General features: G+C 42.6%; 27 protein-coding genes. 17 read left to right on the top strand and 10 right to left on the bottom strand.

The window, feature by feature from the left end; genetic code table 11:
• Positions 1-8 precede the first annotated feature (8 nt).
• The 9 genes from H569_RS0102905 to guaB all read left to right on the top strand — a co-directional run bounded on the left by H569_RS0102905 (position 9) and on the right by guaB (position 7,185).
• A complete protein-coding gene (locus H569_RS0102905) occupies positions 9-1,397 on the top strand; it encodes a cobyrinate a,c-diamide synthase (RefSeq protein WP_027363750.1) in 1,389 nt (462 codons plus the stop codon).
• Positions 1,394-2,167: an adenosylcobinamide-GDP ribazoletransferase gene (gene cobS / locus H569_RS0102900; RefSeq protein ID WP_027363749.1), complete on the top strand. Its 774-nt coding sequence runs from the start codon at positions 1,394-1,396 to the stop codon at positions 2,165-2,167. Before H569_RS0102905 ends, cobS begins: the two co-directional genes overlap by 4 nt.
• A gap of 11 nt (positions 2,168-2,178) precedes the next feature.
• On the top strand, positions 2,179-3,264 hold the full coding sequence (gene cobD / locus H569_RS0102895) for a threonine-phosphate decarboxylase CobD (RefSeq protein ID WP_027363748.1): 1,086 nt from the start codon (positions 2,179-2,181) through the stop codon (positions 3,262-3,264).
• 1 nt (position 3,265) lies between these two features.
• Positions 3,266-3,883, top strand: coding sequence for an alpha-ribazole phosphatase (cobC, locus tag H569_RS0102890; protein WP_027363747.1), 618 nt, complete (start codon positions 3,266-3,268; stop codon positions 3,881-3,883).
• A 29-nt stretch (positions 3,884-3,912) separates the two neighbouring features.
• Complete coding sequence (gene def, locus H569_RS0102885) at positions 3,913-4,410, top strand: peptide deformylase (protein ID WP_027363746.1); 498 nt, start codon at positions 3,913-3,915, stop codon at positions 4,408-4,410.
• Between the two features lie 140 nt (positions 4,411-4,550).
• Complete coding sequence (locus H569_RS0102880) at positions 4,551-4,877, top strand: YtrH family sporulation protein (protein WP_027363745.1); 327 nt, start codon at positions 4,551-4,553, stop codon at positions 4,875-4,877.
• Positions 4,874-5,353, top strand: a complete 480-nt coding sequence (locus H569_RS0102875) for a coiled-coil domain-containing 149 family protein (RefSeq protein WP_027363744.1) — start codon at positions 4,874-4,876, stop codon at positions 5,351-5,353. Before H569_RS0102880 ends, H569_RS0102875 begins: the two co-directional genes overlap by 4 nt.
• Before the next feature lie 49 nt (positions 5,354-5,402).
• Positions 5,403-5,627, top strand: coding sequence for a hypothetical protein (locus tag H569_RS0102870; RefSeq protein WP_027363743.1), 225 nt, complete (start codon positions 5,403-5,405; stop codon positions 5,625-5,627).
• A gap of 100 nt (positions 5,628-5,727) precedes the next feature.
• Positions 5,728-7,185, top strand: a complete 1,458-nt coding sequence (gene guaB, locus H569_RS0102865; protein WP_027363742.1) for an IMP dehydrogenase — start codon at positions 5,728-5,730, stop codon at positions 7,183-7,185.
• Between the two features lie 43 nt (positions 7,186-7,228).
• Here guaB and H569_RS0102860 read toward each other — a convergent pair whose 3' ends face one another.
• Positions 7,229-7,825 (bottom strand): GNAT family N-acetyltransferase, encoded by a 597-nt coding sequence (locus H569_RS0102860; RefSeq protein ID WP_034629307.1) that lies wholly within the window; start codon positions 7,823-7,825, stop codon positions 7,229-7,231.
• 205 nt (positions 7,826-8,030) lie between these two features.
• Between H569_RS0102860 and H569_RS0102855 the strand changes: the two genes are divergently transcribed.
• The 3 genes from H569_RS0102855 to H569_RS0102845 all read left to right on the top strand — a co-directional run bounded on the left by H569_RS0102855 (position 8,031) and on the right by H569_RS0102845 (position 12,557).
• A complete protein-coding gene (locus tag H569_RS0102855) occupies positions 8,031-9,431 on the top strand; it encodes a phage-shock protein (protein ID WP_309294767.1) in 1,401 nt (466 codons plus the stop codon).
• An 83-nt stretch (positions 9,432-9,514) separates the two neighbouring features.
• Entirely contained in the window at positions 9,515-11,110 is a 1,596-nt protein-coding gene (locus tag H569_RS0102850) for an ASKHA domain-containing protein (RefSeq protein ID WP_407638020.1), read from the top strand.
• Positions 11,111-11,381: 271 nt separating this feature from the next.
• Positions 11,382-12,557, top strand: coding sequence for an aminotransferase class V-fold PLP-dependent enzyme (locus tag H569_RS0102845; RefSeq protein ID WP_027363738.1), 1,176 nt, complete (start codon positions 11,382-11,384; stop codon positions 12,555-12,557).
• 85 nt (positions 12,558-12,642) lie between these two features.
• On the opposite strand, the gene H569_RS0102840 is transcribed toward H569_RS0102845, so the two are convergent.
• The 8 genes from H569_RS0102840 to H569_RS0102805 form a co-directional block, all read right to left on the bottom strand.
• Complete coding sequence (locus tag H569_RS0102840) at positions 12,643-13,044, bottom strand: cobalamin B12-binding domain-containing protein (protein ID WP_027363737.1); 402 nt, start codon at positions 13,042-13,044, stop codon at positions 12,643-12,645.
• A gap of 15 nt (positions 13,045-13,059) precedes the next feature.
• A complete protein-coding gene (locus tag H569_RS0102835) occupies positions 13,060-14,721 on the bottom strand; it encodes an acyl-CoA mutase large subunit family protein (RefSeq protein ID WP_051273170.1) in 1,662 nt (553 codons plus the stop codon).
• Positions 14,714-15,676: a methylmalonyl Co-A mutase-associated GTPase MeaB gene (meaB, locus tag H569_RS0102830; RefSeq protein ID WP_027363735.1), complete on the bottom strand. Its 963-nt coding sequence runs from the start codon at positions 15,674-15,676 to the stop codon at positions 14,714-14,716. The genes H569_RS0102835 and meaB overlap by 8 nt, the downstream gene beginning before the upstream one ends.
• Before the next feature lie 15 nt (positions 15,677-15,691).
• Positions 15,692-16,231, bottom strand: a complete 540-nt coding sequence (gene cobO, locus H569_RS0102825) for a cob(I)yrinic acid a,c-diamide adenosyltransferase (protein ID WP_027363734.1) — start codon at positions 16,229-16,231, stop codon at positions 15,692-15,694.
• A gap of 495 nt (positions 16,232-16,726) precedes the next feature.
• Positions 16,727-16,939 carry a hypothetical protein gene (locus H569_RS0102820; protein WP_027363733.1) on the bottom strand — a complete coding sequence of 71 codons (213 nt, stop codon included), beginning with the start codon at positions 16,937-16,939 and terminating at the stop codon, positions 16,727-16,729.
• Positions 16,936-17,907 carry an acyl-CoA dehydratase activase gene (locus tag H569_RS0102815; RefSeq protein WP_027363732.1) on the bottom strand — a complete coding sequence of 324 codons (972 nt, stop codon included), beginning with the start codon at positions 17,905-17,907 and terminating at the stop codon, positions 16,936-16,938. The genes H569_RS0102820 and H569_RS0102815 overlap by 4 nt, the downstream gene beginning before the upstream one ends.
• A 36-nt stretch (positions 17,908-17,943) precedes the next feature.
• Positions 17,944-19,035, bottom strand: a complete 1,092-nt coding sequence (locus H569_RS0102810) for an acyl-CoA dehydratase activase-related protein (protein ID WP_027363731.1) — start codon at positions 19,033-19,035, stop codon at positions 17,944-17,946.
• Positions 19,036-20,016 (bottom strand): acyl-CoA dehydratase activase-related protein, encoded by a 981-nt coding sequence (locus tag H569_RS0102805; RefSeq protein ID WP_027363730.1) that lies wholly within the window; start codon positions 20,014-20,016, stop codon positions 19,036-19,038.
• A gap of 181 nt (positions 20,017-20,197) precedes the next feature.
• Between H569_RS0102805 and H569_RS0102800 the strand changes: the two genes are divergently transcribed.
• Together H569_RS0102800 and H569_RS0102795 are read left to right on the top strand one after the other, a co-directional pair.
• Positions 20,198-20,809, top strand: a complete 612-nt coding sequence (locus H569_RS0102800; RefSeq protein ID WP_051273166.1) for a DUF3786 domain-containing protein — start codon at positions 20,198-20,200, stop codon at positions 20,807-20,809.
• A gap of 14 nt (positions 20,810-20,823) precedes the next feature.
• Positions 20,824-21,375 (top strand): NUDIX domain-containing protein, encoded by a 552-nt coding sequence (locus H569_RS0102795; RefSeq protein ID WP_027363728.1) that lies wholly within the window; start codon positions 20,824-20,826, stop codon positions 21,373-21,375.
• Here the strand turns inward: H569_RS0102795 and minC are convergent.
• Positions 21,341-21,985, bottom strand: a complete 645-nt coding sequence (minC, locus tag H569_RS0102790; protein ID WP_034629302.1) for a septum site-determining protein MinC — start codon at positions 21,983-21,985, stop codon at positions 21,341-21,343. The two genes, H569_RS0102795 and minC, sit on opposite strands and share 35 nt — an antisense overlap.
• 254 nt (positions 21,986-22,239) lie before the next feature.
• Between minC and H569_RS19015 the strand changes: the two genes are divergently transcribed.
• The 3 genes from H569_RS19015 (at position 22,240) to H569_RS0102775 (ending at position 25,582) form a co-directional block, all read left to right on the top strand.
• Entirely contained in the window at positions 22,240-23,670 is a 1,431-nt protein-coding gene (locus H569_RS19015) for a sigma-54 interaction domain-containing protein (protein ID WP_051273164.1), read from the top strand.
• A 260-nt stretch (positions 23,671-23,930) separates the two neighbouring features.
• Positions 23,931-25,070 carry an acyl-CoA dehydrogenase gene (locus H569_RS0102780; protein ID WP_027363726.1) on the top strand — a complete coding sequence of 380 codons (1,140 nt, stop codon included), beginning with the start codon at positions 23,931-23,933 and terminating at the stop codon, positions 25,068-25,070.
• 272 nt (positions 25,071-25,342) lie between these two features.
• Positions 25,343-25,582, top strand: coding sequence for a hypothetical protein (locus tag H569_RS0102775; RefSeq protein ID WP_027363725.1), 240 nt, complete (start codon positions 25,343-25,345; stop codon positions 25,580-25,582).
• Positions 25,583-25,656: the final 74 nt, after the last annotated feature.

Below are 25,656 nucleotides of genomic sequence, written 5' to 3'. Positions count from 1 at the left end.
GAAGACTAGTGTTAAATTTACCGCGCATAATGATAGCAGGTACGCACAGCGGTGTTGGCAAAACAACAGTTGCTCTGGCGGTTATGGCTATGCTTGACAAATACGGCTTACGCGTTCAGCCATTTAAAGTTGGCCCGGATTATATTGATCCGGGTTTTCATCAGATTGCGACGGGGTGTGTATCAAGAAACCTGGACACTTTTTTCCTTGGCGCAGAAGGGGTTCAGGAGGTTTTTACCCGTTCGGCCCGCAGTGCAGACATAAGTGTAATAGAAGGAGTCATGGGCCTTTATGATGGAATCGGGGCAGGAGATGACGGCAGCTCAGCCCGGGTGGCTCAAATATTAAATTGCCCTGTAATTCTCGTTTTGGATGCCCGATCTATGGCTCACAGCGCTGCGGCACTGGTTTGGGGTTTTGCTAATTTTCCGGGTGGCGTACCCCTGGCGGGTGTTATTATTAATCGAGCTGGTAGTCCGCGTCATTTAAAAATTTTAACAGAAGCAATAGAAGCAAAGACAGGTATTCCTGTTTTAGGGGGAATTTTGCGAGAGCAGGATCTGCACCTGCCGGAAAGACATCTGGGTCTGGTTCCATCCCTGGAAAACGAAAGAATCGTCAGTGTAATTGATAAAATGGCGCACAGGATCATGGAAGCTATCCCGGCAGAGAGAATTTTGAGTTTGGCCAGGCGTGCTCCTGCTTTAAACAGATTAGAAAAAATTTTTGCGGTAGATGAACAAGCCAAAATCCAACTTGGTGTTGTCAGGGACAAAGCTTTTAATTTTTACTACCAGGATGGGTTGGACCTGCTGGAGCAGATGGGTGCAGAAATTTATACCTGTAGTGCGCTTAATGATTCCAAATTACCTGAAGGTTTGGACGGGTTGTATATTGGTGGCGGTTTTCCCGAAATGTTTATCGAGCAGCTGGCGGACAACCACACGTTTATTGAAGACCTGGGGCGGAGAGCCGCAGTCGGTATGCCCGTATACGCCGAATGCGGCGGGTTAATGTATTTATGCCGTTCGATCACTGATTTTTCCGGACGAGAATATCAAGGGGCAGGCATTATACCAGCTAGTTGTAAAATGGGGCATAAACGGGCGGCACTGGGGTACGTGTCTGCTACGGCTATTAGTTCAAACATTCTGGTGGACCAGGGAGCCAAACTGAGAGGCCATGAGTTTCACTATTCCAAAATTAATGATGATGAACTGAACGGCGCTTATATGTTGCAAAAGCCAGGTGATGGCAGTTGTCACCGGGATGGACACGCTGAAAGCAATATTCTGGCAACATACTTGCACATTCATTTCGCCGGATCAACTGCTGCGGCACGCGGGTTTTTGCGGTCTTGCGCTGCTTACAGGCAATACAGGAGGATACAGAATTGAAGAGTTTCTTTTTTGCCCTTCAGCACTTGTCCAGGATTAGACTTTATAAAGGTGAATTTGATGAAATAGCCTTTGGAAAATCATCTGTTTTTTTTCCGGTAGTAGGCCTGGTGTTGGGTATTTGCGTGCTGCTTGCTAGGCAGGTTTTCTTACTGCTGTTTCCGGTGCCGGTTGTATCAGCATTGTTAATTGCCACCATGGTGGCCCTGACAGGCGGAATCCATCTAGATGGATTTATGGATACCTTTGATGGGATGTTTAGCGGCCGTTCAAGAGAAAGAAAAATGGAAATTATGAGGGATAGCAGGGTTGGCGCATTTGGCGTACTGGGCCTTGTATGCCTGTTACTCTTAAAATATTCGGCATTTACAGCTCTTCCGGTGGAAATAATCACTTGCTCAATTATTCTTGCCACTGTTCTGAGCAGGTGGACAATGGTTTATTTAATTGCCTTTTTTCCTTATGCCCGCAAGGAGGGGCTGGGCACTCTTTATTCTTTGCATACCGGAAAACGTGAATTTGTTCTGGCTACCTTGGGAGCAGCACTAATAACAATTTTAACCGCCGGGCTGGCGGGACTAATAATTTGGTTTACCCTTACTGTAGTGGTCCATTTGGTGGCATACAAAATAAAAGCAGAGCTGGGCGGCCTTACAGGTGATATTTACGGTGCAACGTGTGAAGGCAGCGAATTAATTGTTTACCTGGCTGTTTTCCCGGCATACAATATATTGCCGCAGTTATTCAGCGCCCCGGTTCGTTTTTGGTAGGAGGTATTTACTTGGAATATAAGCATGGCGGTGATGTTTTCGGGTATTCCCGAAAAATAAGCTGCCCGGTTCAAGAAATTTGTGATTTTAGCGCCAATATCAACCCGTTGGGGCCATCCCCTGCGGCAGTGAAAGCAATACAGGATAATTTGGATTTAATCAGGCATTATCCGGATCCAAGTTGCAGTGAATTACGCAGCGCGCTGTCTGGTTACCTGAGTATCCCACCTGAAAATATTATTTTTGGCAACGGGGCATCGGAATTAATTTACTTAATTGCTCATGTATTAAAATTCAACAGTGCGCTGGTAACAGCACCAACCTTTATTGAATACGGAGAAGCGATCAATTGTGCCGGGGGAGCAGTCAAAGAAATTTTATTACAGGAACAAAAAGATTTTGCGCTGCCGGCAACCCAAATAATCAAAGCTTTACCCGGCAATGACGTTATATTTATTTGCAACCCCAATAATCCAACCGGCAGGGTGGAAAACAGGTCAATTATTAAATCAATCATTGAGAATGCGGAGGACAACGGCGTTTATACAGTAGTGGATGAAGCCTTTATTGACTTTACCGAATCCGTCAAACAATTTTCGGTAATCCCCCTGTTAAACAAATATCCTAAATTGTTGGTGCTTTATTCCCTGACAAAGTTTTTCGGCATTCCGGGTTTACGCCTTGGCGCGTTGCTTGGCCCCGCTGAAATTGTTAGGAAATTGGAGACCGGAAAAGATCCGTGGAATGTGAACATACTTGCTCAAGTTGCGGGAAAAGCTGCGCTTTCGGATTTTGACTATATGGATGAGACGATAAAACTGGTTCGGCAGGAACGGGAATTTCTATACCGGGCCATATCGCGGATTTCCGGGTTAAAAGCATACCAGGGAAATGCTAATTATCTGCTGGTAAAAATCTTAAAGGGAGGAATGACTTCTTCACAATTGGTGGCTCTCTTGGCCCAAAAAGGTGTTCTTATCCGGGACTGCTCCAATTTCAGCGGGTTAAACAATAGTTTTATCAGGGTTGCGGTTAAGACGCGGAGAGAGAATGTTATCTTGATTGAGGCGCTTACAGAGGCCATGAAAGGAGTTTAGCATGGGCTGCAGGATTTTGCTGATCAGGCATGGTGAAACTGTTTGGAATAAAGAAGCAAAATTACAAGGGCAAACCGATATTCCTCTTAGCGAAAAAGGTATACAGCAGGCTGTTGCTTTAAGTAAACGGCTGTCTGATCGAAAAATTGAGGCCGTATATGCCAGTAGCCTATCCCGGGCTATCAGAACGGCGGGCTTTATCGCAGAGCCTCACCACAGACAGGTTCAAATACTACCGGATCTGCAGGAATTAAACTTTGGCAATTGGGAAGGTCTAACTTTTAAAGAAATTCAGCAAAATTATAGTGAGCTATCGAAAACATGGTGGTCGAAACCCTTGGAAACAAGAATTCCCGGTGGAGAAACCCTGGATGAACTGGCAAAACGTTCAAACCGGGCCATTAAAGATATTGTTTTAAAGCACAATGATCAAACCGTGGCCGTAGTGGCCCATGGAGGAACAATCCGGAGTATTGTCGGTACCGTGTTGGGTATTGACCTTAACCAGTACTGGAAATTGAGGCAGGATAACGCTTCATTGTCCATTGTTTATTTTCATGGCTGGGATAAAGGTATTCTGGAACTGTATAACGATTGCAGCCACTTGGAGACGGTGTAAAAGCTTTTGTTTTAAGGAGGACAACTCAAATGGCAGAGCGTATGATTGGAAAGCTTGGGGACCCAATCTTACGAAAGAAATGTAAACACGTATCCGAAATAACCCAATCTGTTTTGCAGTTGCTTGATGATATGACCGATACCCTTAAAGCATCTCCCAATGGCGCTGCATTGGCAGCACCGCAAGTAGGGATTTTAAAGAGGATTGTTGTAATAGATGGTGGGGACAGCTTTATAGAATTAATTAACCCTCGCATAATTAACAAATCGGGAGAGCAAACAGGGCCGGAGGGGTGTTTATCATTGCCAGGCATTTGGGGCCAAGTAACAAGGGCACAACATGTTAAAGTAAAGGCTATGAACAGAGCTGGTGAGGAATTTATAATTGAAGGCGAAGATTTTATGGCCCGCTGTTTACAACATGAGCTAGATCATTTGGAGGGGATTTTATTTATCGACCACGTCACCACGGGGCAAGTTTATAGAGAAAGAACAAACGAGCCGCTGGATGTCTATAAATTATTATAAATATCAAGACCGAACAATGTTTAGAAATACAATTGAAATACCGGGGTAATTACCCGGTTTTTTGTTACAATAAAGATTTAATTTTTTATCGATTGCAACATATACATGGACAAGAAGCGATTACAACGGGGGTATTCTTGATGGATGTTTTCCCGAACAAAATGGTATTAATATTCTTTACTGCTTTAGGTATTATAATTGGTGCTGCTTTAATTGGCTCTTTTGCTGCTATCCTGTGTAGAGAACCTCCTGTAGGTACCATGCTAAAATTGGCAAGAGAAATAAAGGTATGGGCCATTGTAGCTGCCATTGGGGGCACTTTTTCAACAATTGAAATTTTGGAATCAGGGTTATTCCAAGGAGAGGTGCGCGCTGTGGTCAAACAGTTAATATATATAATCAGCGCGCTGGCTGGAACCCAGACCGGTTACTATATTTTGATGATGCTATCCGGTGATAACCGGTGAAGCGAGTTTTTTTCTTTGCCGCTGTATTTTCTTTGGGTATTATCTTAGGATCAGCTTTATCTGGTATACTGGTGGGGAAACAAATTGATGCTCTTTACATAGAAAACCGTTCACTCAAAGAAAAAATATCGGTTAGTGAAAAAGAGATTAAGGAACTAAGAGAAAACAATAATGCTAAGTACAGACGAATTATAACCAAGATTAGCACAAAAATATCCTTTGCCGATAAATGTAAATACACCGACTATGAAAAAAGCACCATAGAACTGAATGTTGAGAAAAAAGTCAGGGAATGGTTAAAGGTAATTACGGGCCAAGAGGTGGAAAATGTTAATTACTTATTGGTTCCTGGAATTATAGACAACCGTGAGATTGAAGTGGAAGGGAATAAAATTGGAATAAAAGTTGAGCTGGTGGTTATTGCCGAAGACGTGGTGGTGTATTTAGAAATAATTCCCATTAAAAATCAATCCTGATAAATCAAAGAACTGCCGGACAAAATAAGTTAAAAAGGAGTGTCCGGCTATGGAAGAGTACCTTCGTTCAAGAGTACCTTGGAGTACGGAGCCAAGCCTAAAATTTAAGACAGAGGAAGTAGGCATAGATTTTGATGACTTTATTGAAGGAATTAAAGAAGGAAAATCAGATTTTGAAATGGCCGAAGAATTCGATGTAACGGAAAAATTAATTTACCACCTGCGTGATCATTTTATGCGGCATGGATTAGGTTCAATCATGGGACAAGATTAAATAACAAAGGGTAAGGGTAAAAAAAGATGTCCCCTTGTACCGCAAATATGCTAAAATATTAAGATATATTCACTTTATAGTTTTGAAAGGGGTGGGGGATATCTTTCCTGACAAATTTAACAAATATGGCCTGACTTTTGATGACGTATTGCTGATCCCAGCAGCATCTGAAATTTTACCCCGCGATGTAACCACTACAACCAGGCTCACTAAAAAAATTACCCTGAATATTCCCCTCATCAGCGCCGGTATGGATACGGTGACGGAGTCACGGATGGCGATAGCCATGGCCCGTGAGGGCGGTATCGGGGTTATTCACAAAAACATGTCAATTGAACGCCAGGCAATGGAGGTTGACCGGGTTAAACGCTCGGAGCACGGTGTCATTTCTGATCCCATTTTCTTATCACCGGATAGCCCTATCAGTGAAGCTTTGGTATTAATGGAGCGATACCGCATTTCCGGTGTTCCGGTTACCGAAAATGGCAAGTTGGTAGGGATATTAACTAACCGTGATTTGCGTTTTGAGAAAAATTTCAACCAGCAAGTTCGCAATGTCATGACTAAGGAAAACCTTGTCACAGCTCGCATTGGAACAACATTGGAAGAAGCCAAAGAGATTCTTCAGCGGTATAAGGTTGAAAAACTGCCCATTGTGGATGATGACTTTAACCTCAGGGGTCTAATTACGATCAAGGATATTGAAAAGGCCCGTCAGTACCCCATGTCTGCCAAGGATGCCGGCGGCAGGTTGCTGGTTGCCGCAGCTGTGGGAGTTAGCGCTGACACCATGGACAGGCTGGAGGCGTTAAATGACGTTAAGGTGGATGCTATTGTTATTGACACCGCGCACGGGCACTCCCGGGGGGTTATAAATACTGTTTACAAGGTTAAAAGCAAATATCCGGAATTACAAGTTATTGCAGGGAATGTAGCAACTGCTGAAGGGACTAAAGATTTGATTAGCGCGGGTGCCGATGCGGTTAAAGTCGGTATCGGGCCGGGCTCAATTTGTACCACCCGAGTGGTTTCAGGAGCGGGGGTGCCTCAAATAACAGCGGTTTACGATTGTGCCCAAGAAGCTGCCAAAAACGACATCCCAATTATTGCTGATGGTGGTATTAAATACTCTGGCGACATAACTAAAGCCATAGCAGCCGGAGCAGATGTGGTAATGCTGGGCAGCTTACTGGCAGGGACAGAAGAGAGTCCCGGTGACCTGGAGATCTACCAGGGGCGCAGCTATAAAGTATACCGCGGCATGGGTTCCTTAGGTGCAATGAAAGAAGGCAGCAAAGACAGGTACTTCCAGGAAGACCAGAAAAAATTGGTTCCGGAAGGAGTTGAAGGAAGGGTTCCTTATAGAGGTACTCTGGCCGATACTGTCTACCAGTTGATCGGTGGTGTCAGGGCAGGCATGGGTTACTGTGGAACTGCTTCAATCCAAGAATTAAAAGAGAAAACCAGGTTTATACGTATTTCCCCCGCAGGATTGAGGGAAAGTCACCCCCATGACGTGGTAATTACCAAGGAAGCCCCCAACTACAGTTTGCGCTAAATATTTTAATAAAACAAATAAAGCCGGATGACCGGCTTTTATTTTATTTATAGTTAAAAATGCTACCTCCGCAGAATTGCATCTCTTCAAATCTTTTAATATCTTCTTCCGAGACTTTTGACCCGAACCTCGCCATTAGAACGTTGGCAATATGTTCGAGTATCTCCGGGTCGTCTGTCGGGATTCGGACTAAGCCAACACTTCCAAAGAGCTTGCTCAGCATTTTTTGGTATTTCCATATATCCAGTCCGGTGTTATCAAGATCCCAATGCCAGCAAAATTCTATGGTAATTACAATTTTTTCTTCCATAATCGGGTTTGCAAAAGCATATTTCAATAAACGGCTACCCAGTTTATGTCCACGGTATTTAGGGCTTACTTCAATTGCGCCAAGTTCCATAATGCTGGGATGTTTGGACCAGCGGCTGTATTTGTCCGGATTATGAAATGTTACATAACCAATTATTGTATTATTTTCTCTAATGATATAAACCATACCGTCATCCGAGCCGGCAATTTCAGCTAATGCTTTTTGCTGCTTGGCCGGCTCCCTGAAAATACATAAATTCTGAGACATTTCCAGATCTAATATATATGATGGTTCAACAGGCCCTTCTATAAAAAAGTCTGAACTTTTCATTCCCCACCGCCTCTTAAATAATTTAATCTTATTTAAAATATTATCAGAGCTTATTTTCATTATATGGTAGCAAAACGGTATTAAACAAGACAACATGAGAAATAATTTTCAAAAAAAGATAAAAAATAAAAATTACCAAATGTAGGAAGGAAATTCGATTTAAATATGGAAATATATAAATACAAAATATGGAAAATGTAAAGAGGTGGGAATTTTGAGCGGCCAATTAAACTCGCTTACTGATGTGCTCAAAAAGACGTTGTTTTTCTTTGAATCCTTGTCAGTTGCTGAATTGACTAATTATGTCCATAAACAAATGTTAAAGGATTATGCCCCGGTGCAAGTGGAAGAAAAAGTTCGTTTGTGTCTGGAACAGCACGATTGCTTTACAAATGATCATGGACCTTCCTGGACTCTAAATTTAGAAGGGTATAAGGATAACGATCAGTTCTATACCATATTACTTAAAAAGCAAAAGCCATTAAGTTTTGCGGATATGGCCAATGGCAATAAAAAGAAAAAAGGCAAATTTGTTTCTGAGCAAGTGAAATTAATCAACGACGGTAGATTTATACAGCTTTCCAATGGTTACTGGGGCTTGACGGAATGGGAAGTTGAAACAAGCCAATATTCACTTAAACATCTGGTTATCAAAGCGCTGATAATGAATCCTACAGGTCTGTCGCTAGCGCAGCTAAGTGAAGTGGTCGGGAAATGGAGGGCTAACGATAAGAAAGAAATTGAGGGGGTATTAAAAAAGTTTCCCTATTTTGAGGAAATAGGCAAAGGAGTATGGTGCTATAACCAGGAAGCCAGGGTTATTTACGACAAAATTTTAAAACGATATCTGATGGCGCTAAAACGTCAAAGGGACAGGTGGATTAGAGACCGGGAAAGGTGGACAGAGCGTTTAACAAACTTGCAAAACCAGCTTAGTGAGGTTGAATCAGCGCATAAAGAGGCTGCTGCAGCTTTGGCATTGCGTCAAAATGATATAAACAGGTTTGAACAGCTCAATACCCAAATGGCAGAGAAAGATTTGCTCCTGGCATTAAGAAAGAAAGAAATTTACCGGTATAAAGAACACCTGCAGAAGTTGGAATCCAAAGCGAACAGTATCTTGTACCAATGCCGTCTCTGGGTAAAAAGGGCTAGAGATCATGAACTTGAAAATCAACAACTAAGAGAGGTTTTGAACAAGAATCAATCTGGTTTGGAAACTATGTTCACTAAATTGCAGCAATACAAAGAACGTGACAGGGAAAACAAAACAAAATTATTAGAATTAAAGGAATTGCACGCTGAACGGGTTGCTGAATTGCAGACGGAAATTGTAAATTTAAAACAAAAATTAGAAAGACTAAATGAAGCCAGGGAGCACGAAGAAAAGATTTGGCGAGAAGAAATAAATACTTTAAGCACAGATCTAAAACATGCCATGTCTGAAGGGGAAAGGCTGAACAAGTCTCTCCGCCTGTCCCAACAGGAGATAACTAGAATTAAAAACGAATATAAAATGTTGGAACAAACAATGGCGCATCCGCTGGTAAGGGTTGTGGCCAAACTGTTTTGTAAATTTAAAAAGACCCCCCAGCAAGTAATATAGAGATACCGTAAGGTATCTCTTTTATATTTCATAAACCAACTTACTATGATATATTTTAGATGTTGAATACAAATATTAAAGAGGTGTGTTTTTTGTCTGATGTTAGCGCTAATAATACAATTCTTCAAAACCGTATTCTTGTGGATGTGGATATAAAGCCAATTACGCGAAAATTTTATCTTCAGCTTGACCCGCCCAGTCTGTTAAACAACCTTGCCGATGTTGACAGGTTGAGGGGTAAACTGCCTGAAGGTTTCAGCAACGCGTATGTACCACTGCCTGTTTTAAATAAAGCCAGTGCGGTGCTTTGGGATTCTAATTGGCATGCAACCGTTACATTAGCTCAATTTAACGGTATCTGGCAGATTATTGATGTTGAAGCCGGTGATACCAGTTCCCGGCATTATGGAATTGCGTTTGATATTGGAACTACTACAGTGGTGGGGTATCTGGTTGATTTAACTAGTGGTAAAACGCTTGGCTCTGCTGCGGATTACAATGGCCAGGTTCAATACGGAGAAGATATCTTAACCAGAATTTATTTGGCTGGTAGCGAAGGCGGAAGAAAAAAATTTCAACAGGCGATTGTTAAAACGCTAAATGATTTAATATTACGATTGCTAAATGAATTTAAAGTTTTTAAACAAGAAATAAGCGCTGTTACAGTGGGCGCCAATACCACAATGGTGCACTTGTTGTTTGGCCTCGATCCCTCCAGAATTTGTATGTCGCCGTATATTCCGGTAGTAAATCACCCTGGTTTTATCAACGCTGCCTGTCTGGGATTGGAGACTAATCCACTGGCACCTCTTTATTGTTTGCCCGGCGTGGGCAGTTACGTAGGAGGAGATATTATTGGCGGCATACTGGCCAGCGGGATGCATAAAAAGACTGACCTGGCCTTATTTGTAGATATTGGGACGAACGGTGAAATGGTTTTGGGCAATTACGAATGGCTGGCCGCCTGTGCCGGTGCTGCCGGGCCGGCGCTGGAAGGCGGGGTGGCCCGGCATGGTATGAGGGCCGAGCCGGGAGCTGTTTATGAGGTGCGCATAGATAAGCAAACGGGAGAAGTGCATTACAAAACTATTGGATCCCAAAAGCCTCGCGGTATCTGCGGCTCCGGGCTGGTTGACTGCCTGGCCGAATTATTGCTGGCGGGAATTATCAATAGAGCAGGTAAATTTAAAGGCAACAGCAAAGAGTTTGTTGTTGTTCCGGCTTCGGAAACAGAAAACAACACTGCAATAACCTTTACCCAAGCAGACATTGACAATATCATGCGCACCAAGGGTGCGGTCAACGCTGCCCTGGAATATTTGCTGGAAAGTGTAGGCTGCAAATTTGAAGATATTGAAACTTTTTATGCCGCCGGGGCTTTTGGTCAATACTTGGACCTGGAATCAGCAGTTACCATTGGATTATATCCGGATCTCAAACGCGATCGTATGGTCAGGTTGGGCAACAGTTCCGGGGAAGGTGCAAGGCTGGTGCTGATATCAGAAGATTGCCTGCGTGAAGCAGAGGAAATATCACGTTCAATAACATATTTTGAACTAAACGCCAGTGAGGTTTTTATGAACAAATTCGTTGGGAGCAAATTCCTACCCCATACGAATTTGGACTATTATCCCACGGTTAAAAAGAAAATGCTTGCAAGAGGTCTTGCGGTGGATTAGATCAGAAAAACCCGGATATATGTGATTGCATATATCCGGGTTTTTCTTTTCGTCAGACCCCCATGCCGCTAGCACGGAACCAGTAGAAGGATAAAAATATAATTAATGTAAAATATTGTTTTAGTCATTGAGATTGCTTCGCTGCGCTTGCAATAACAGTTGCAAAAAATAAGAATGATTTTATCGCACGATTTTTTATAACGAGGTATATTAATGCAGGTTTCATACATGCTTAAGTTATATATGAAGCAGATATGTTGGGGGGGTCCATGTGATATATTTTGACAATGCCGCCACCACCTGGCCCAAACCGCCGGAAGTAATGGACGCAATGCGCCACTGTCTTGAAGAGGCCGGCGCGAACCCGGGCCGGTCCGGCCATAAGCTGTCACTGGCTGCTGGAAAACTTGTAGATAATACAAGGCAGGCCATTGCAGATTTATGTAATATTTCTGATCCAGACCGGGTTATCTTTACCCTTAATGCCACGGATGCGCTCAACATGGCGATACTGGGCATAGTTGAAACTGGCGACCATATTATTACAAGTTCTATGGAGCACAATTCAGTAACCCGGCCCTTGCACTGCCTTGGCAGTAAAATTGAAGTTACCAAAATACCCTGTGATCGACAGGGATTGATTAACGTAGAGGATTTGTCCAAAGCGATACGTCATAATACCAAAGCGGTAGTCATAACTCATGCCTCAAACGTTACCGGCACTATCATGCCCATTAAAGAAATAGGGGAATTGGTGCGGGATGCGGGCAAAATTTTTATTGTTGATGCCGCTCAAACAGCAGGCATTTTGGATATTGACGTTGAGGAAATGAAAATTGATTTACTGGCTATGCCAGGTCACAAAGGGTTGATGGGGCCAACGGGTACCGGCGTGCTTTACGTTGGTGAACGGGCGGCATTTTTAAAACCGTTTCGTATGGGTGGGACCGGCAGTAAATCAGCAGTGGCCGGCCAACCTGATGTTTTGCCGGAAAAGTACGAGAGCGGCACCCTAAATGCCGTTGGCATTGCAGGGCTGGGTGCCGGCGTGGATTTTATCAAAAGAACCGGCCTGCAGCGGATTAGGGGACATGAAAACCGTCTGACGAGAGCATTTATCGAAGGGGCTTCTAAAATTCATGGTTTGAAAATATTTGGGCCTCCTAATGATGAGGCCAGGGCGCCGGTAGTATCTTTTTTAATTGAGGGCAAAGATACCGCCGCCCTGGGCGGCGCATTAGACAGTTGGTATGATATTGCATGCCGGGCAGGCTTACACTGCGCGCCCGATGCCCACAAGACGCTGGGGACATTTGAAACCAAGCTGGTTAGATTTAGCTTTTCATATTTCAACAAAATTGAAGAAGTAGATTATGCGCTAAAGTGCCTGCGGGATTTAAAGGAAAGGGACATCCCGGTAGTTAATGGGTCAGGTTGTAGTTGTTAAAAAACAAAATACAACCCGGGTTTTGATAGCCCGGGCTGTACTAAGGTAAGGGACACACCCCTTCGGGGAATGTCCCCAAAGTACTTTAATCAACTTTGACGTTGGCGTTGATCCAATCAACTATGGTTTCGATGGTAGTTCCCGGGGTAAACAGCTCAGCAGCCCAACCTCCTTCCTTTAATGCTTTGACATCAGCCTCGGGAATTGTTCCACCGCCCATAACCATAATATCTTCGGCGCCATTTTGTTTCAGTAATTCACAGACCCTGGGAAACAAAGTCATATGGGCCCCGCTCAGAATTGAAAGGCCTACAACATCAACGTCTTCCTGAATTGCAGCTTCCACGATTTGCTCCGGGGTTTGATGCAGTCCCGTGTAGACAACTTCCATACCGGCATCTCGCAGCGCCCTGGCAATTACCCTGGCACCACGGTCATGACCGTCTAAACCTGGTTTTGCCACTAAAACTCTTATTCTTCTTGCCATCTTTTATTCACCTCACTAGAAAGTCGGTTTTTCTTTATATTCGCCAAATACTTCCCGTAATGTTTGCACTATCTCGCCTTCTGTTGCGTAAGATCTTACACATTCAAGGATATGCGGAATTAAGTTTTCAGTTCCCTGGGCAGCCTTTTTCAGTGCGTCCAGGTTATCCTGGACTACCAGGTTATTTCGTTCACGGCGTAATTTCCGTACATTTTCCACTTGCTTACGCTCTATTTCGGGGTCAATGGTCAGTATTTCTATCTCCAAATTTTCATCTGGATCTACAAATTCATTTACCCCAACTTGAATGCGCTGCTTTTTGTCGATCGCCCTTTGATATTGGTAAGCGGCGTCAGCAATTTCCTGCTGGAAGAAGTTTTGATCAATGGCAGCCAGAACACCGCCGCGCCGGTCAATTTCCTCGAAATACCTTTCTGCTTCCTCTTCCATTTTATTGGTTAGCGCTTCAACAAAATATGATCCCGCCAGCGGGTCAATCACATTGGCGGCCCCTGTTTCGTAAGCTATAATCTGTTGAGTTCTTAGTGCAATTTGAACTGCTTTTTCCGTTGGCAGGGCCAGAACCTCATCCATTGAGTTGGTGTGTAGAGATTGAGTTCCGCCCAAAACTGCAGCTAAAGCTTCATAGGCCGTGCGGACGATATTGTTTTCCGGCTGCTGGGCGGTTAAACTGCACCCGGCTGTTTGGGTGTGGAAGCGTAACAGCCATGATTTGGGGTTCTTGGCCCCGTATTTTTCCTTCATTCTTCTGGCCCAGATACGCCTGGCAGCCCGGTATTTGGCGATTTCCTCAAAGAAATCAATGTGTGAATTAAAGAAGAATGAAAGCCTGGGGGCAAAATCATCGACATCGAGGCCTGCCGCCATGCCTGCTTCAACGTAGGCAAAACCGTCGGCCAGGGTGAAAGCAAGCTCCTGCACCGCTGTCGATCCGGCTTCCCTGATATGGTAACCGCTAATGCTGACCGTGTTCCACTTGGGTACTTTTTTTGAGGCGTATTCAAAAATGTTGGTAATCAGTCTCATTGACGGCTCAGGAGGGAATATCCATGATTTTTGTGCTATATATTCTTTTAAAATATCATTTTGAATTGTTCCGGTTAATTTTTCAGACGACACACCCTGTTTTTCACCGGTGGCGATATACATACACCACAAAATGGAAGCGGGTGCGTTGGTTGTCATGGAAGTGCTTACCTTGTCAAGAGGAATACCATTAAACAGCGTTTCCATGTCGGCAAGACTGTCAATGGCTACGCCAACCCGCCCAACTTCGCCATATGAACGCGGGTGGTCGCTGTCATAGCCCATAATTGTCGGCATATCAAAGGCTACGCTTAAACCTGTTTGCCCTTTTTCTAAAAGGAATTTATAGCGTAGATTAGATTCCTCTGCAGTTGCAAACCCTGCAAACTGGCGCATAGTCCACAAGCGGCCCCGGTACATGTTATGCTGTACACCCCTGGTAAAGGGATATTCGCCCGGGAAACCCAAATCATTCATATAGTCAAGGTTTTTAACGTCTTCCGGAGTGTATAAATCATTTAGCTGCATGCCTGAAACCGTTTCAAATTTTATGTCCCGGTCTTTTCGTTTAGATCTTTCAGCCTGCCAGTTTTCTTTAGCGGCTTTTATTTCGTCAAATTTTTCAGACATTATCATTGCCCCTTTCTATAAAAAATTTCTGGAAAATCCGGTTAGCCTCCGTATATGGATCGAGCTTACGGTCAGCCAAATCATCCAGCACTTGCTCTATGCCGCCATTTTGAGCGAACAAATCCCATAAATATTTGCTTAAATTTTCCTCAACCATTTCCATTACTTCAGCTTTTAAACGTTCACGAAGGTTAACCCGCAGTTCACCGCTGGCCCGGGAAGTTTCCAGGTGTTGGTTCATCAAGGACCATAGCTCTGCTATGCCCAGGCCTGTTAACGTACTGGTTTCCACTACCGGGGGGCGCCATTTGCCGTGATAGCGCGGGCTCATATCCAGCATCTGCTCAATATCGGTAACAATTTTTTTGGTATTGCCCAGATCTGACTTATTAATAACGAATATGTCGGCTATCTCCATAATACCTGCTTTAATCGTTTGGATGTGATCTCCTGCCCCGGGAGTAAGGACTACAAGTGTTGTGTCAGCGTAATGCATAATATCCAGTTCGCTTTGCCCGACACCTACTGTTTCAATGATAATAATGTTACAACCGTATGCATCAAGAACTTTAACCACATCTTTGGTTGCGCGGGCCAAGCCGCCAAGACAGCCTCTTGTACCCATACTGCGGATAAAAACATTTTTATCTAAAGCATGCTCCTGCATGCGAATCCTGTCACCGAGCAGAGCTCCGCCGGAAATCGGTGAGGTTGGATCAACGGCGATAACGCCAACCTTTAATTCGTTATTTCTTGCCTGCTTAATTAATACATCGGTCAGTGAACTCTTGCCAGCTCCCGGCGAACCGGTGATACCGATAACATGTGCGTTACCGGTATGCGGGTAAATCTTGCTTAAAAGTTCACGTTTGCCTTCTCCTTCATTTTCAATCAGTGAAATTATTTTTGCAGTTGTACGCTTATCCCCCTGGATAAGTTTACTGACCTCCAACATGTTTTTTCACCCGCTTTAATATTCAATGCCTTTTCTGGCTGAAACCCCCTGGTAATAAGGATGTTTAATAAGGGAAACCTCGCTTACCAGGTCGGCATGATCAAGTATTTTGGGGGGAACATATCGGCCGGTTAATATCAGCTCAACATGGTCCGGCTTGGTCTTAATCATTTCCAATACATCATCCAAATTTATCAGATTAAAATCAAGGGCTACGTTAATTTCATCCAGGATTACCAGGTCATAATGGCCTTCCTTGATAACTTTTTGCGCAGTGGCCAATCCCTGTCTGGCCAGATCTATGTCAGCCTGGGATGGGTTCTCCTTGCTGACAAAAGTTTCAAGGCCGCTTTGCACAATAATCAGGTTAGGCAAGTATTTTTCTGCAGTCTTTATTTCTCCATAATCTTTACTGCCTTTCATAAATTGAAGCATAAAGACTTTATAGCCATGACCAATGGCTCGTACAGCCTGGCCGAGTGAAGCGGTTGTTTTGCCTTTGCCGTTTCCTGTGTAAACTTGAACTAAACCCTTATTTAACCGGGATCGGGACACACCGAACACCTCCCTCCGTGCTACTTTTAAAAATATAATTATAAATATAGTTATATAATAAGCAAAAAACATGCCTTAAAAAAGCTTATAAATAACAAAAAAACCCTTAATGAAAATAAAAAAGGGTTTTGAATTCAGAAATAAGTTTAACGCGGCGGGAGCCACCGGTTCATAACAATTTTTCTTGATAGACCACCATGCCGCTAGCGCGGCACCAACAGAGGATGAAAATATAGTTAGCCTGTCATTGCGAGGAGCGAAGTGACGAAGCATCTCATTGCGCTCGCAATGACAGTAAGGGAAATTGCGTAGCGTGTTGAGGGAACCACCGGAGCGCCAGATACAAGTAACGTGAGAATTTTTTAGGATAGACCTCCATGCCGCTAAACGTGGCACCAACAGGGGATGAATATAGATAGCAAGTTTTCAGGATAGATACCTTGTAAGTGATCGTTGACAGGTGTCATCATTCAGTATAATCTGACCAGAAAATTGTTAGGACTTGTAAAACCTTTTTTTAAAAAACACATAGAAAATAGGACCCACAACCAGGAACCAGCCGGCGAAGAGGCCCCACATTATTGCTTCAGCCCTGTTTCGCCCATTCCTATATGCGTCAAGCCCCACCCAGATTCCCGATGCAACCATGGCAATAATTATTGCTCCATTAAAAAAAACGGCCAGTATCTTTAAATCGTGCTCCGTCAATGTTGTTCCTCCTGAATAATATCCCACCTGGGACATCTTGCCCCCCAGCGGCCGATGACCTTTTCTTCCTCGTAAATTTCAGCAATTTCGCAGGCATTGGGGCACCCGTTGCATTCAAAGCTTCCTGTGCGGTAATTGAGGTCTGAAATTATAAAGCCTTTAAACGTTGTTTTTTTACTGGTGGACTGAATTTCTTCACGGGCCAACATAGCTGCTCCTACGGCTCCCATCACGTCGTGATGGGGCGGGACCTTAACCTCCATTCCCAAAGCTCTTTCAAAAGCGGCCTTAATGCCTGCATTGGCGGCAACGCCACCCTGAAAAATAACCGGAGGCAGTATATCTTTACCTTTCCCCACATTGTTTAAATAATTACGTACCAGTGCTTCGCACAAACCGTTAATTATATCCTGCAGCGGGTGTCCCATTTGCTGTTTATGTATCATGTCCGATTCCGCAAAAACAGTACAGCGCCCGGCGATTCGCACTGAATTGGTGGAACGCAGGGCAAGTGACCCGAATTCAGCAATAGGTATGCCCAGCCGGGAAGCCTGCTGATCCAGAAATGACCCGGTTCCGGCAGCGCAAACGGTATTCATGGCAAAATCAACAACTATACCGTTTCGTATGAGAATTATTTTGGAATCTTGCCCGCCGATTTCAAAAACGGTTTGAACCCCGGGTACAAAAAAAGATGCGGCGACGGCATGGGCTGTGATTTCATTTTTAATGACATCCGCCCCTATCATTACTCCCGCCAAATAGCGGCCGCTGCCTGTGGTTCCCACGCCACAAATTTCTACATTGTCCGGCAGGTGTTGTGTGATTTCTTTAAGCCCGTGCTGTATTGTTTCAACTGGCCGTCCTTTGGTACGTAAATACAAGCTGGCCAGTACATCTCCACCTTCATTTTGCACGACGATATTAGTGCTGACAGAACCAACGTCAACACCAAGATAGGCTCTCATAACGTCACTTCCTTGTAGACTTGGGATGATCATTTGTCATGAGCCGCTCGCCAAGAGCATTTTTTTCCTTTTCATTAAATCAACAAATGCTTCAAGGCGGGTAGCCATTCCTGCTTTCCCCGTTTGCTCGTCCAGGAAAAAAGTCAACACAGGAATTTGGTAATCTCTGCTAACAGATGTTAATATGGTTCGGGCCACTATTTCCGGAATACAGGTAAATGGGGCCAATTGAATAACCCCGTCAAATTTTCTTTTGGCATAAAGAATGGTATTGCCGATTGAATCCCTTCCGTGCCCCCCAATCAGTTCTGGCAGGTAAGGTTCCGCTGCTTCTTTTACGGTCATCCCTTCGACCGTTTCCTTCCAGGTATTATCCCTAGTCCACCCGGTTAAAAACATGGATCTTTCAACTTCTACTCCCAAGTTGCCCAGCGTTTCTTCAATTTCAAGATTACTGGCTGGTTCAAGTAAAACATAAATTTCGCCTACTATACCAACTTTTAAAACAATACGTTCTGGATTTTGTGGTATTTTATTTAATTCATCTAACGCGGCTTTTTCAGCTTCAACTATTTGATTGGTTGTATAAGCTTCGTCAACCCATTCCAGAACTTTTTTATATGTTTTAGTCGTGGCGCCAGAAAGAGTTTCACGGGGGCGGATAACATGTGTGGCCTTTTCCAGATTATCCAGGGCTTGAAGCTTGCGCCATGCTCTTTTGATACATTCTATTATGGCTTTTATAGATAGCTTGGCAGGATTAAGTTTATAAACGTTACGGATGAAATTAAAAGGATATAACCTTGGCGGTTCAAAAACAATCATTTCAATATTATAACCAAGATCATGAAGAATTTTTTTATGCAGCTCTGCATAAAGGCCAGCTCTACACGGTCCTACGCCACCAGAGGTGACTATTACATTTGCTCCCATTTCCATGGTTTCCAAATAAGTGCCCATAAGAATTTTAAGTGGGAAGCAAGCGAATTCAGGGGTGTGCTGCACACCCAGGTTTAAGGTTTTTCTGCTGGGACGCGGAGGTAGTATAACCTCATTGCCCAAGTCGTTTAAAAGCATTTTAAAAGTGCGGTATGACTCTCCCATGTGGGGAAAAGTGACACGACGCATTTATTGCTCGCTCCTTTTTTGACGTTTGACCATGTCAACAAAAGCTTCAAGTCTTGTTCCTATGCCCGCTTCGCCACTGTGTTCATCTATGGAGATGCTCATAAAGGGAATACCATTTGTGCCATTGTCAAATTGGATAAATTTATCTACAATCGAGTCTGGTCCGCAGCCAAAAGCTGTCAAGTGGATTATGCCATCCAATTTTTTCTTTTGATTCGAAAAATAACGCGCAGCTCTCAGTGTCCTTTCACTAAAAGTCCAAAAGAATCTTTTGCCTGTATTATAACGCTGAAGTTTTAAATTAAGAGGCGAAAGATTGTCCGAAGTTTTTACATTAACTCCCATACGTCTTAATTTATTTACAATATCAACACTGATATACTGGTCATGGATAACATATGGGTATCCGACAATGCCAAAGTTAAGTTGCCCGGATTGTGAAGTAAGACGTGGTTTTTTATTTTGAAAAATTAGTTCAATAGCTTCGGGTGGCTGCAGTCCCTTGCGCAAATATTGTTGATATACCTTTTGGATATGTTTTGCTTTAAGGTATGCTTTGACTATTAGCTCCGGTTTTTTATTAAACAATTTGCCGACAGAATAGTAAGCTCTAAATACCGCATTTTTTTTACTTCTAGTATCAATACGAACGTCAATAACAGCAGGCATATTTTCCATGCCAAAACGGATCATATCCGGAAGACCTAAAAATTTGGGGCAGTAGACAGTTTTTTTGTTTAAACAAACAATACGGGGGATAAATAAAAAATCTACTTTGTCTTTTAAGGATAAAGCATGGCCGAAAAAGACCTTAACAGGAACGCATGCATCGGCTAATGCTTCCCGCACACCGCCGTCCAATAGTTTTTTTGTTGTTTTACCTGAAGTTACAACCTGTAAGCCCAACTCTTCGAAAAAAGCTTTCCACATGGGAAAGTACACGTAATAAAAAAGGGCATTAGGTATACCGACGCGAATCAATTTTTATCTCTCCAAATTTTAATATTATGTTGTGGTAACGGTATTTTTTTTAATATATTCATTTTCTTTATTCTTTTTCCATTGAAAAAATCCTTTTGTGAATATTCAAACTATGTAGGACGTTGCATTTTGCATTAATATGCTTTATTTTAAAATATATTTCGCTAAGGGAGGTTATAATGTGGCATTAATTAATCTGAAGCCTGCACATCAAACAGCTCTAAAGGAATTCTATAATATTGTTCCGGAAGTTGCTGCTGAAAAAGCGATGGTAGAGTTTGATTCTGTGGGGTTGTTTTTTAAAGTAACTTATTTGGGGAAAGAGTATAAAGTATATCATCCTGAGGGACAAGTTATCTGTGAGGACGGAGGGGAAGTGCAGGTTACAGACCAGATTGTTTTATTGCATTATTTGAGCCATTGCAGCAACAGGGCATTGGATGGATCAAAAGTTGCATTTCAGGAACTGCCCAGCGGTTCGATATATATTGGCCCTTTTACAAACAGGTCGGTAAGACCTTTGGTTTCAATTTTTGGTGAAAATCCGGGGAAGTTGGTTGAAGCCGCTAAATTATTGGGCGGTTGGGAAGAAGATCTTGGTGATGTGGCTGTTACTGTGCCAGTGTTGCCTAAAATTCCTATCACTTTTGTTTTATGGGAAGGCGATGACGAATTTCCACCTTCGGGTAATGTTTTATTTGATGCTTCGGCTTCCAGTCATCTTCATACAGAGGATTATGCTTTGTTGCCAGGGCTGGCTCTGTGGGCAATGAAGAAGTTAATAAAAATGTGAGGTGTCAATTGCTTATGGAAGAAAAAAGAATTTCATCTGAAAATATATATGCCGGCAAAATTATGACGGTTAAAAAAGATCAAGTGATATTGCCGGATGGTCGCCAAGGGGCAAGGGAAATAGTTGAGTTAAGCGATGCGGTGGCAGTTCTGGCAATTAATAATAACAATGAAGTGCTGATGGTGAGGCAATTTCGTCATCCTGCCGGAGAGAGTCTGTTGGAGATTCCTGCCGGCAAGGTAGAAAAAGGTGAAAAACCGTTGGATTGCGCCAAAAGAGAACTGGAGGAGGAAACCGGCTGCCGTGCTGCAGTTTGGAAGGAAATATGTTATTTTTTTACTTCGCCCGGCTTTTGCACGGAAAAAATATATTTATATTTAGCTGGCGGACTGTCCATGCATGAGACTAAATTTGACCAGGATGAGTTTATTGAGATTGAAACAATTAACGTCAATGAAGCCATGGAAATGATAAAAAATGGTGACATTAAAGATGCAAAAACTATTATAGGTATTTTGTTTTTAAATCTACCTATCTATCAGATCGATCAAGCTTGTAATAAATAATATTATTTTCCTCAATGCAGGCTACATAAGGGCCGTTGTGCAGATGTTCCGGAGTTTTAAACAGCACTTTTTCGTTGATTCTGATTTGTGCATTATGCAAGCCAATAGTTATTATATAAGATTTACGATTGTTATTTGCTCCCGCATGGATAAACCCCGAGCAAGTGCCCATGATAATTATGTTGCCGCCGGCCACAACTTCTGCTCCGGGATTAACATCTCCAAGAATGGTTATGTGTCCTTCGTAAGCAACTCTTTGTCCCGAACGCAAGGTTCGTTTAACAAGTAGCGCCAATTCTCCTGCCGCAGGCACGTTTGTTGTTTTCTTGGGGGATTCTGGCGCTTTTATAATATGTCGTTCCCTCGGTGAAGGTACGTCTGTAGAAGGGATAAGGCCATATTCCTGGCAAATTGCTTCTAATTGGCTTTTTTCTTCTGGAAAAAGGTTTTTAACACCATGCAGGGTAAATTTGGCCCCGGAGAAAAAACCACTGGCTTTTTCCATTTTAAAAATTAATTCGGACTTCATTTCTTCGAAGTTTTTATTTGGATCAAGTAAAATGGCAAGCCCCTGTCTTGTCCCTTTAATATTAATTGCTTCCTTCGCCAACAAAATTACCCCTTTTCCAATATCTGCATACTTACTTCGATAAGAAAGACTAATTTTCCTTCTTTTTCTCACAATGAAAATCAATTAATGGTGTATCAAAAAAGTGTATCCGATTGTGACATAGTTGTTAAAAATGAACTAAATAAGACTTTTTGTGACTTAATTTATTTTTTTGTAAAGATTCGGGACTGTACAGCTTGTTTTGTAGTTGTTAAAATATTTAAACAAGTCTAAATATTTTTGGGGTGATGTGGGTGCTTTATCCGGAGGAATTGCAAGAATATAATTATTCGCCTGAAAAAATTTTAGAAACAATTTTTGAAAACAGTAATGAAGGGCTTTTAGTTGTAGGCGAAAACGGTAGGGTTTTGCAGATTAATGATTCCCTTGCATTAACGTTAAAATCTACTCCGGATAAAATGATTGGGAAGCCGCTGACAGAAGTATGTAAGCACAGCGGTCTACGTAAATTGATTAAAATAATTAAAAATGGTGTTCCGGAATTTGGAAAAATTGATAGTATTGAAGGACGGAGTTTTTTAGTTGATTACTTGCCTATAAAGAATAACCAGCGCATCCAGGGAGCACTGGCCAAAATTAAATTCTTAAACCCCGAACGTAGCGGCAATCAGGAAATAGATGAAAACACTGCGAAAACCAGGGTCAAGAAAAAGCAATCTGCAGTTTTTTATACAGTGGATCATATCATAGGCAATAGCCCTCAATTAATTGATTTAAAGGAAACATTATTGAAAGTCGCGCCGCGAAATTCAAACGTTTTAATTACAGGTGAAAGTGGCACCGGAAAGGAATTATTTGCCCAGGCCATCCATGCTGCAAGTTTAAGGCGGTCTGGACCCTTCATAAAAATAAATTGTGCCGCTATACCGGATACGCTGTTAGAATCGGAATTTTTTGGTTATGAAGAAGGTGCTTTTACCGGTGGTAAAAAAGGCGGGCAAACCGGTAAGCTGGAACTGGCAAACGGCGGAACTGTTTTTCTTGATGAAATAGGAGATTTATCTTTTGCATTGCAGGCAAAATTACTTCGATTTATACAGGAAAAAGAGATTCAAAAACTTGGCGCGGGTGATACAAAAATATCAGATGTACGGGTTGTGGTGGCTACAAATGTAAATTTAGAACAGATGGTAAAGTACAAAAAATTTCGCGAAGATTTATATTATCGTTTAAATGTGGTTAATTTCTCCATCCCGCCGCTAAGGGAGAGGAAAGAGGATATATTTGAACTTGCAGAGTGTTTTATTGAAAAATTCAACCGTTTATTTGGTTTTCAAGTTACAGGTATTTCAGAAGAGGTTCAGAATGTGTTTCAAAAGTATTTCTGGCCCGGCAATGTGCGTGAGTTGGAAAATGTTATAGAGCGCGCTTTTAATGTAATGGAAGGTAACGTTATAGAAAAACAACATTTACCGTCACACTTGATTACTCTGGTTGATAGTGATAACCACGGGGCAGGCAAATCTGTTTTGCAGCAGGAAAGCGATTTGGGTATAACATTTTCCGAAGGACAAACGCTTGAAGAGATTATGAATCGAACTGAAAAACTAATTATCATCCAGGCTTTAAAGAATAGTAAGGGGAATAAAGCCAAAGCTTCTCAGATGCTTGGCATTTCCCGTCCAGGACTTTACAAAAAATTGGTCAAATATAATTTGGTATAAACAAAAATATAGTTCTAAAAGCTTGCGCATTCAGCGTAAGCTTTTTCTTTTATTAACAGTTATAAGTGATAAATTGTAAAAACAAGTTACGCGTAAAGTAAACGGGAGTAATGTCAAAGAAAAAGTTATGCCGTTTAAGTGGTTATATTGCATTTGGGGGTATATATTTTACCGCTCGGGGGTTTTAATTTAGCATTTGCCTGCTAATTGCATCTGAATTGATTAAACAATAAGAATATTCGGCTAAAGGAGGGGAAGACGTGGACTTTAATTTGACTAAAGACCAACAAATGATCAGAGATGTAGTAAGGGATTTTGCAGAACAAGAAATTGTACCGCGGGCTTCAGAAATTGATAAAACAGGACAATTTCCTTTAGAGATTGTAAATAAGATGGCGGAAATGGATCTGATGGGGTTGCCTTTCCCGGAAGAATACGGGGGAGCGGGTGCTGATTATACAAGTTACTGTTTGGCCGTGGAAGAAATTACACGCGCCTGCGGTTCAACCGGTCTAACATATGAAGCCCATATATCCCTGGGCTGCATGCCAATTTTTCTTTTCGGTACGGAAGAACAAAAGAAAGAATATTTAACTCCATTGTGCCGCGGAGAATGTCTTGGTTCTTTCGGACTTACAGAACCAGAGGCCGGGTCAGATGCGGGAGGCACCAAAACAACCGCAGAGCTGGATGGCGATGAATGGGTAATCAACGGCGGTAAGTGTTTTATAACCAATGCCAGCTACGCCAAGTATGTCACGATAACGGCGCTAACCGATAAGACAAAAGGTAAAAAAGGAATCAGTGCCATAATTGTACCTACGGATGCTGCCGGTTTCACCATTAGAGCTGGTTACGAAAAAATGGGCTTACATGGTTCTAATACAACGGAGCTCTTCTTTGATAACGTTCGGGTACCTAAAATCAATTTAGTTGGTAAAGTCAACGAGGGTTTTAAACAGTTCTTAACGGTGCTCGATGGAGGTAGAATTGCTATTGCTGCAATGGCAGTCGGATTGGCGCAAGCAAGTCTTGATGCTTCTTTGAAATATGCGCAAGAACGGGTGCAATTTGGGAGCAGTATTTCAAAGTTTCAAGCTATTCAGTTTAAACTTGCTGATATGGCTACTGCGATAGAATTAGCGAGGTTAATGTACTTAAAGGCAGCTTGGTTAAAGGATAATGATCAACCTTACAGTAAAGAAGCGGCAATGGCTAAAGTGTTTGCATCCGAGATGGCAACCAGGGCGGCCTTGGAAGCAATTCAGATCCACGGAGGATATGGTTACATGAGAGAGTTCCCAGTGGAAAGGTATTTGCGGGACGCCAAGCTTCTTGAAATCGGAGAAGGAACGTCTGAAGTGCAAAGACTGGTAATTGCCAGGCATTTAGGCTGTTAGCACATGGTAGGCCACCATGCCGCTAACGCGGCAATGGTTAGTCTGTCATTGCGAGGAGCGAAGCGACGAAGCAATCTCATTTATAGGAAAGGGGACATACCACTTTTGGGGGGCCGGGCTTTAGTGCCGGAGGTATGCCCCCAAATAATGTTTCGCCATTGAGATTGCTTCGCTGCATTCGCAATGACAAGGGGAATTGCGCAGCGCACGGAGGGAGCCACTGGAGCGCCAGATACAAATAACGTGAATACAGACATTTAGCAGGTGATGAAATGGGTGGAATTCGCAAATATCAAGAAAATTATATACCTTTAACAGGAATTCTTAGCCGGAGTCAAAAAAAAATAGCCAAAGAAGCAATTGTGTGGCTGTTATCAAAACGTATGCATACTTTAGCCGGCATAGCTGAACATTTTGGTATGCCTCTGGAGATTGTTGTCGAAATAATTAATGAATTGGAAAATAGAGGCAGGGTATGCAGGGTAGAGCAAGGCTTTAAATTTTTAAGATAGGAGTGATGTTCTTTAAAATATTGAAGAAATAATAGGTTGTAAAAAAGGTTTTTTGATTATAATTCAGAATATTA

This window comes from Desulfotruncus alcoholivorax DSM 16058, from assembly GCF_000430885.1.
Lineage (GTDB): Bacteria > Bacillota > Desulfotomaculia > Desulfotomaculales > Desulfallaceae > Desulfotruncus > Desulfotruncus alcoholivorax.
The sequence above is the reverse complement of the archived record's forward strand: the minus strand, read 5'-3'. Positions and strand labels throughout refer to the sequence as shown.

Excerpts from the sequence above, each read along its gene's own strand:
- cobC (WP_027363747.1), top strand. The coding sequence starts at position 3,266 with ATGGGCTGCAGGATTTTGCTGATCAGGCATGGTGAAACTGTTTGGAAT.
- def (WP_027363746.1), top strand. The coding sequence starts at position 3,913 with ATGGCAGAGCGTATGATTGGAAAGCTTGGGGACCCAATCTTACGAAAG.
- H569_RS0102880 (WP_027363745.1), top strand. The coding sequence starts at position 4,551 with ATGGATGTTTTCCCGAACAAAATGGTATTAATATTCTTTACTGCTTTA.
- H569_RS0102870 (WP_027363743.1), top strand. The coding sequence starts at position 5,403 with ATGGAAGAGTACCTTCGTTCAAGAGTACCTTGGAGTACGGAGCCAAGC.
- H569_RS0102860 (WP_034629307.1), bottom strand. The coding sequence starts at position 7,825 with ATGAAAAGTTCAGACTTTTTTATAGAAGGGCCTGTTGAACCATCATAT.
- H569_RS0102840 (WP_027363737.1), bottom strand. The coding sequence starts at position 13,044 with ATGGCAAGAAGAATAAGAGTTTTAGTGGCAAAACCAGGTTTAGACGGT.
- H569_RS0102835 (WP_051273170.1), bottom strand. The coding sequence starts at position 14,721 with ATGTCTGAAAAATTTGACGAAATAAAAGCCGCTAAAGAAAACTGGCAG.
- meaB (WP_027363735.1), bottom strand. The coding sequence starts at position 15,676 with ATGTTGGAGGTCAGTAAACTTATCCAGGGGGATAAGCGTACAACTGCA.
- H569_RS0102815 (WP_027363732.1), bottom strand. The coding sequence starts at position 17,907 with ATGAGAGCCTATCTTGGTGTTGACGTTGGTTCTGTCAGCACTAATATC.
- H569_RS0102810 (WP_027363731.1), bottom strand. The coding sequence starts at position 19,035 with ATGCGTCGTGTCACTTTTCCCCACATGGGAGAGTCATACCGCACTTTT.
- H569_RS0102795 (WP_027363728.1), top strand. The coding sequence starts at position 20,824 with ATGGAAGAAAAAAGAATTTCATCTGAAAATATATATGCCGGCAAAATT.
- H569_RS0102775 (WP_027363725.1), top strand. The coding sequence starts at position 25,343 with ATGGGTGGAATTCGCAAATATCAAGAAAATTATATACCTTTAACAGGA.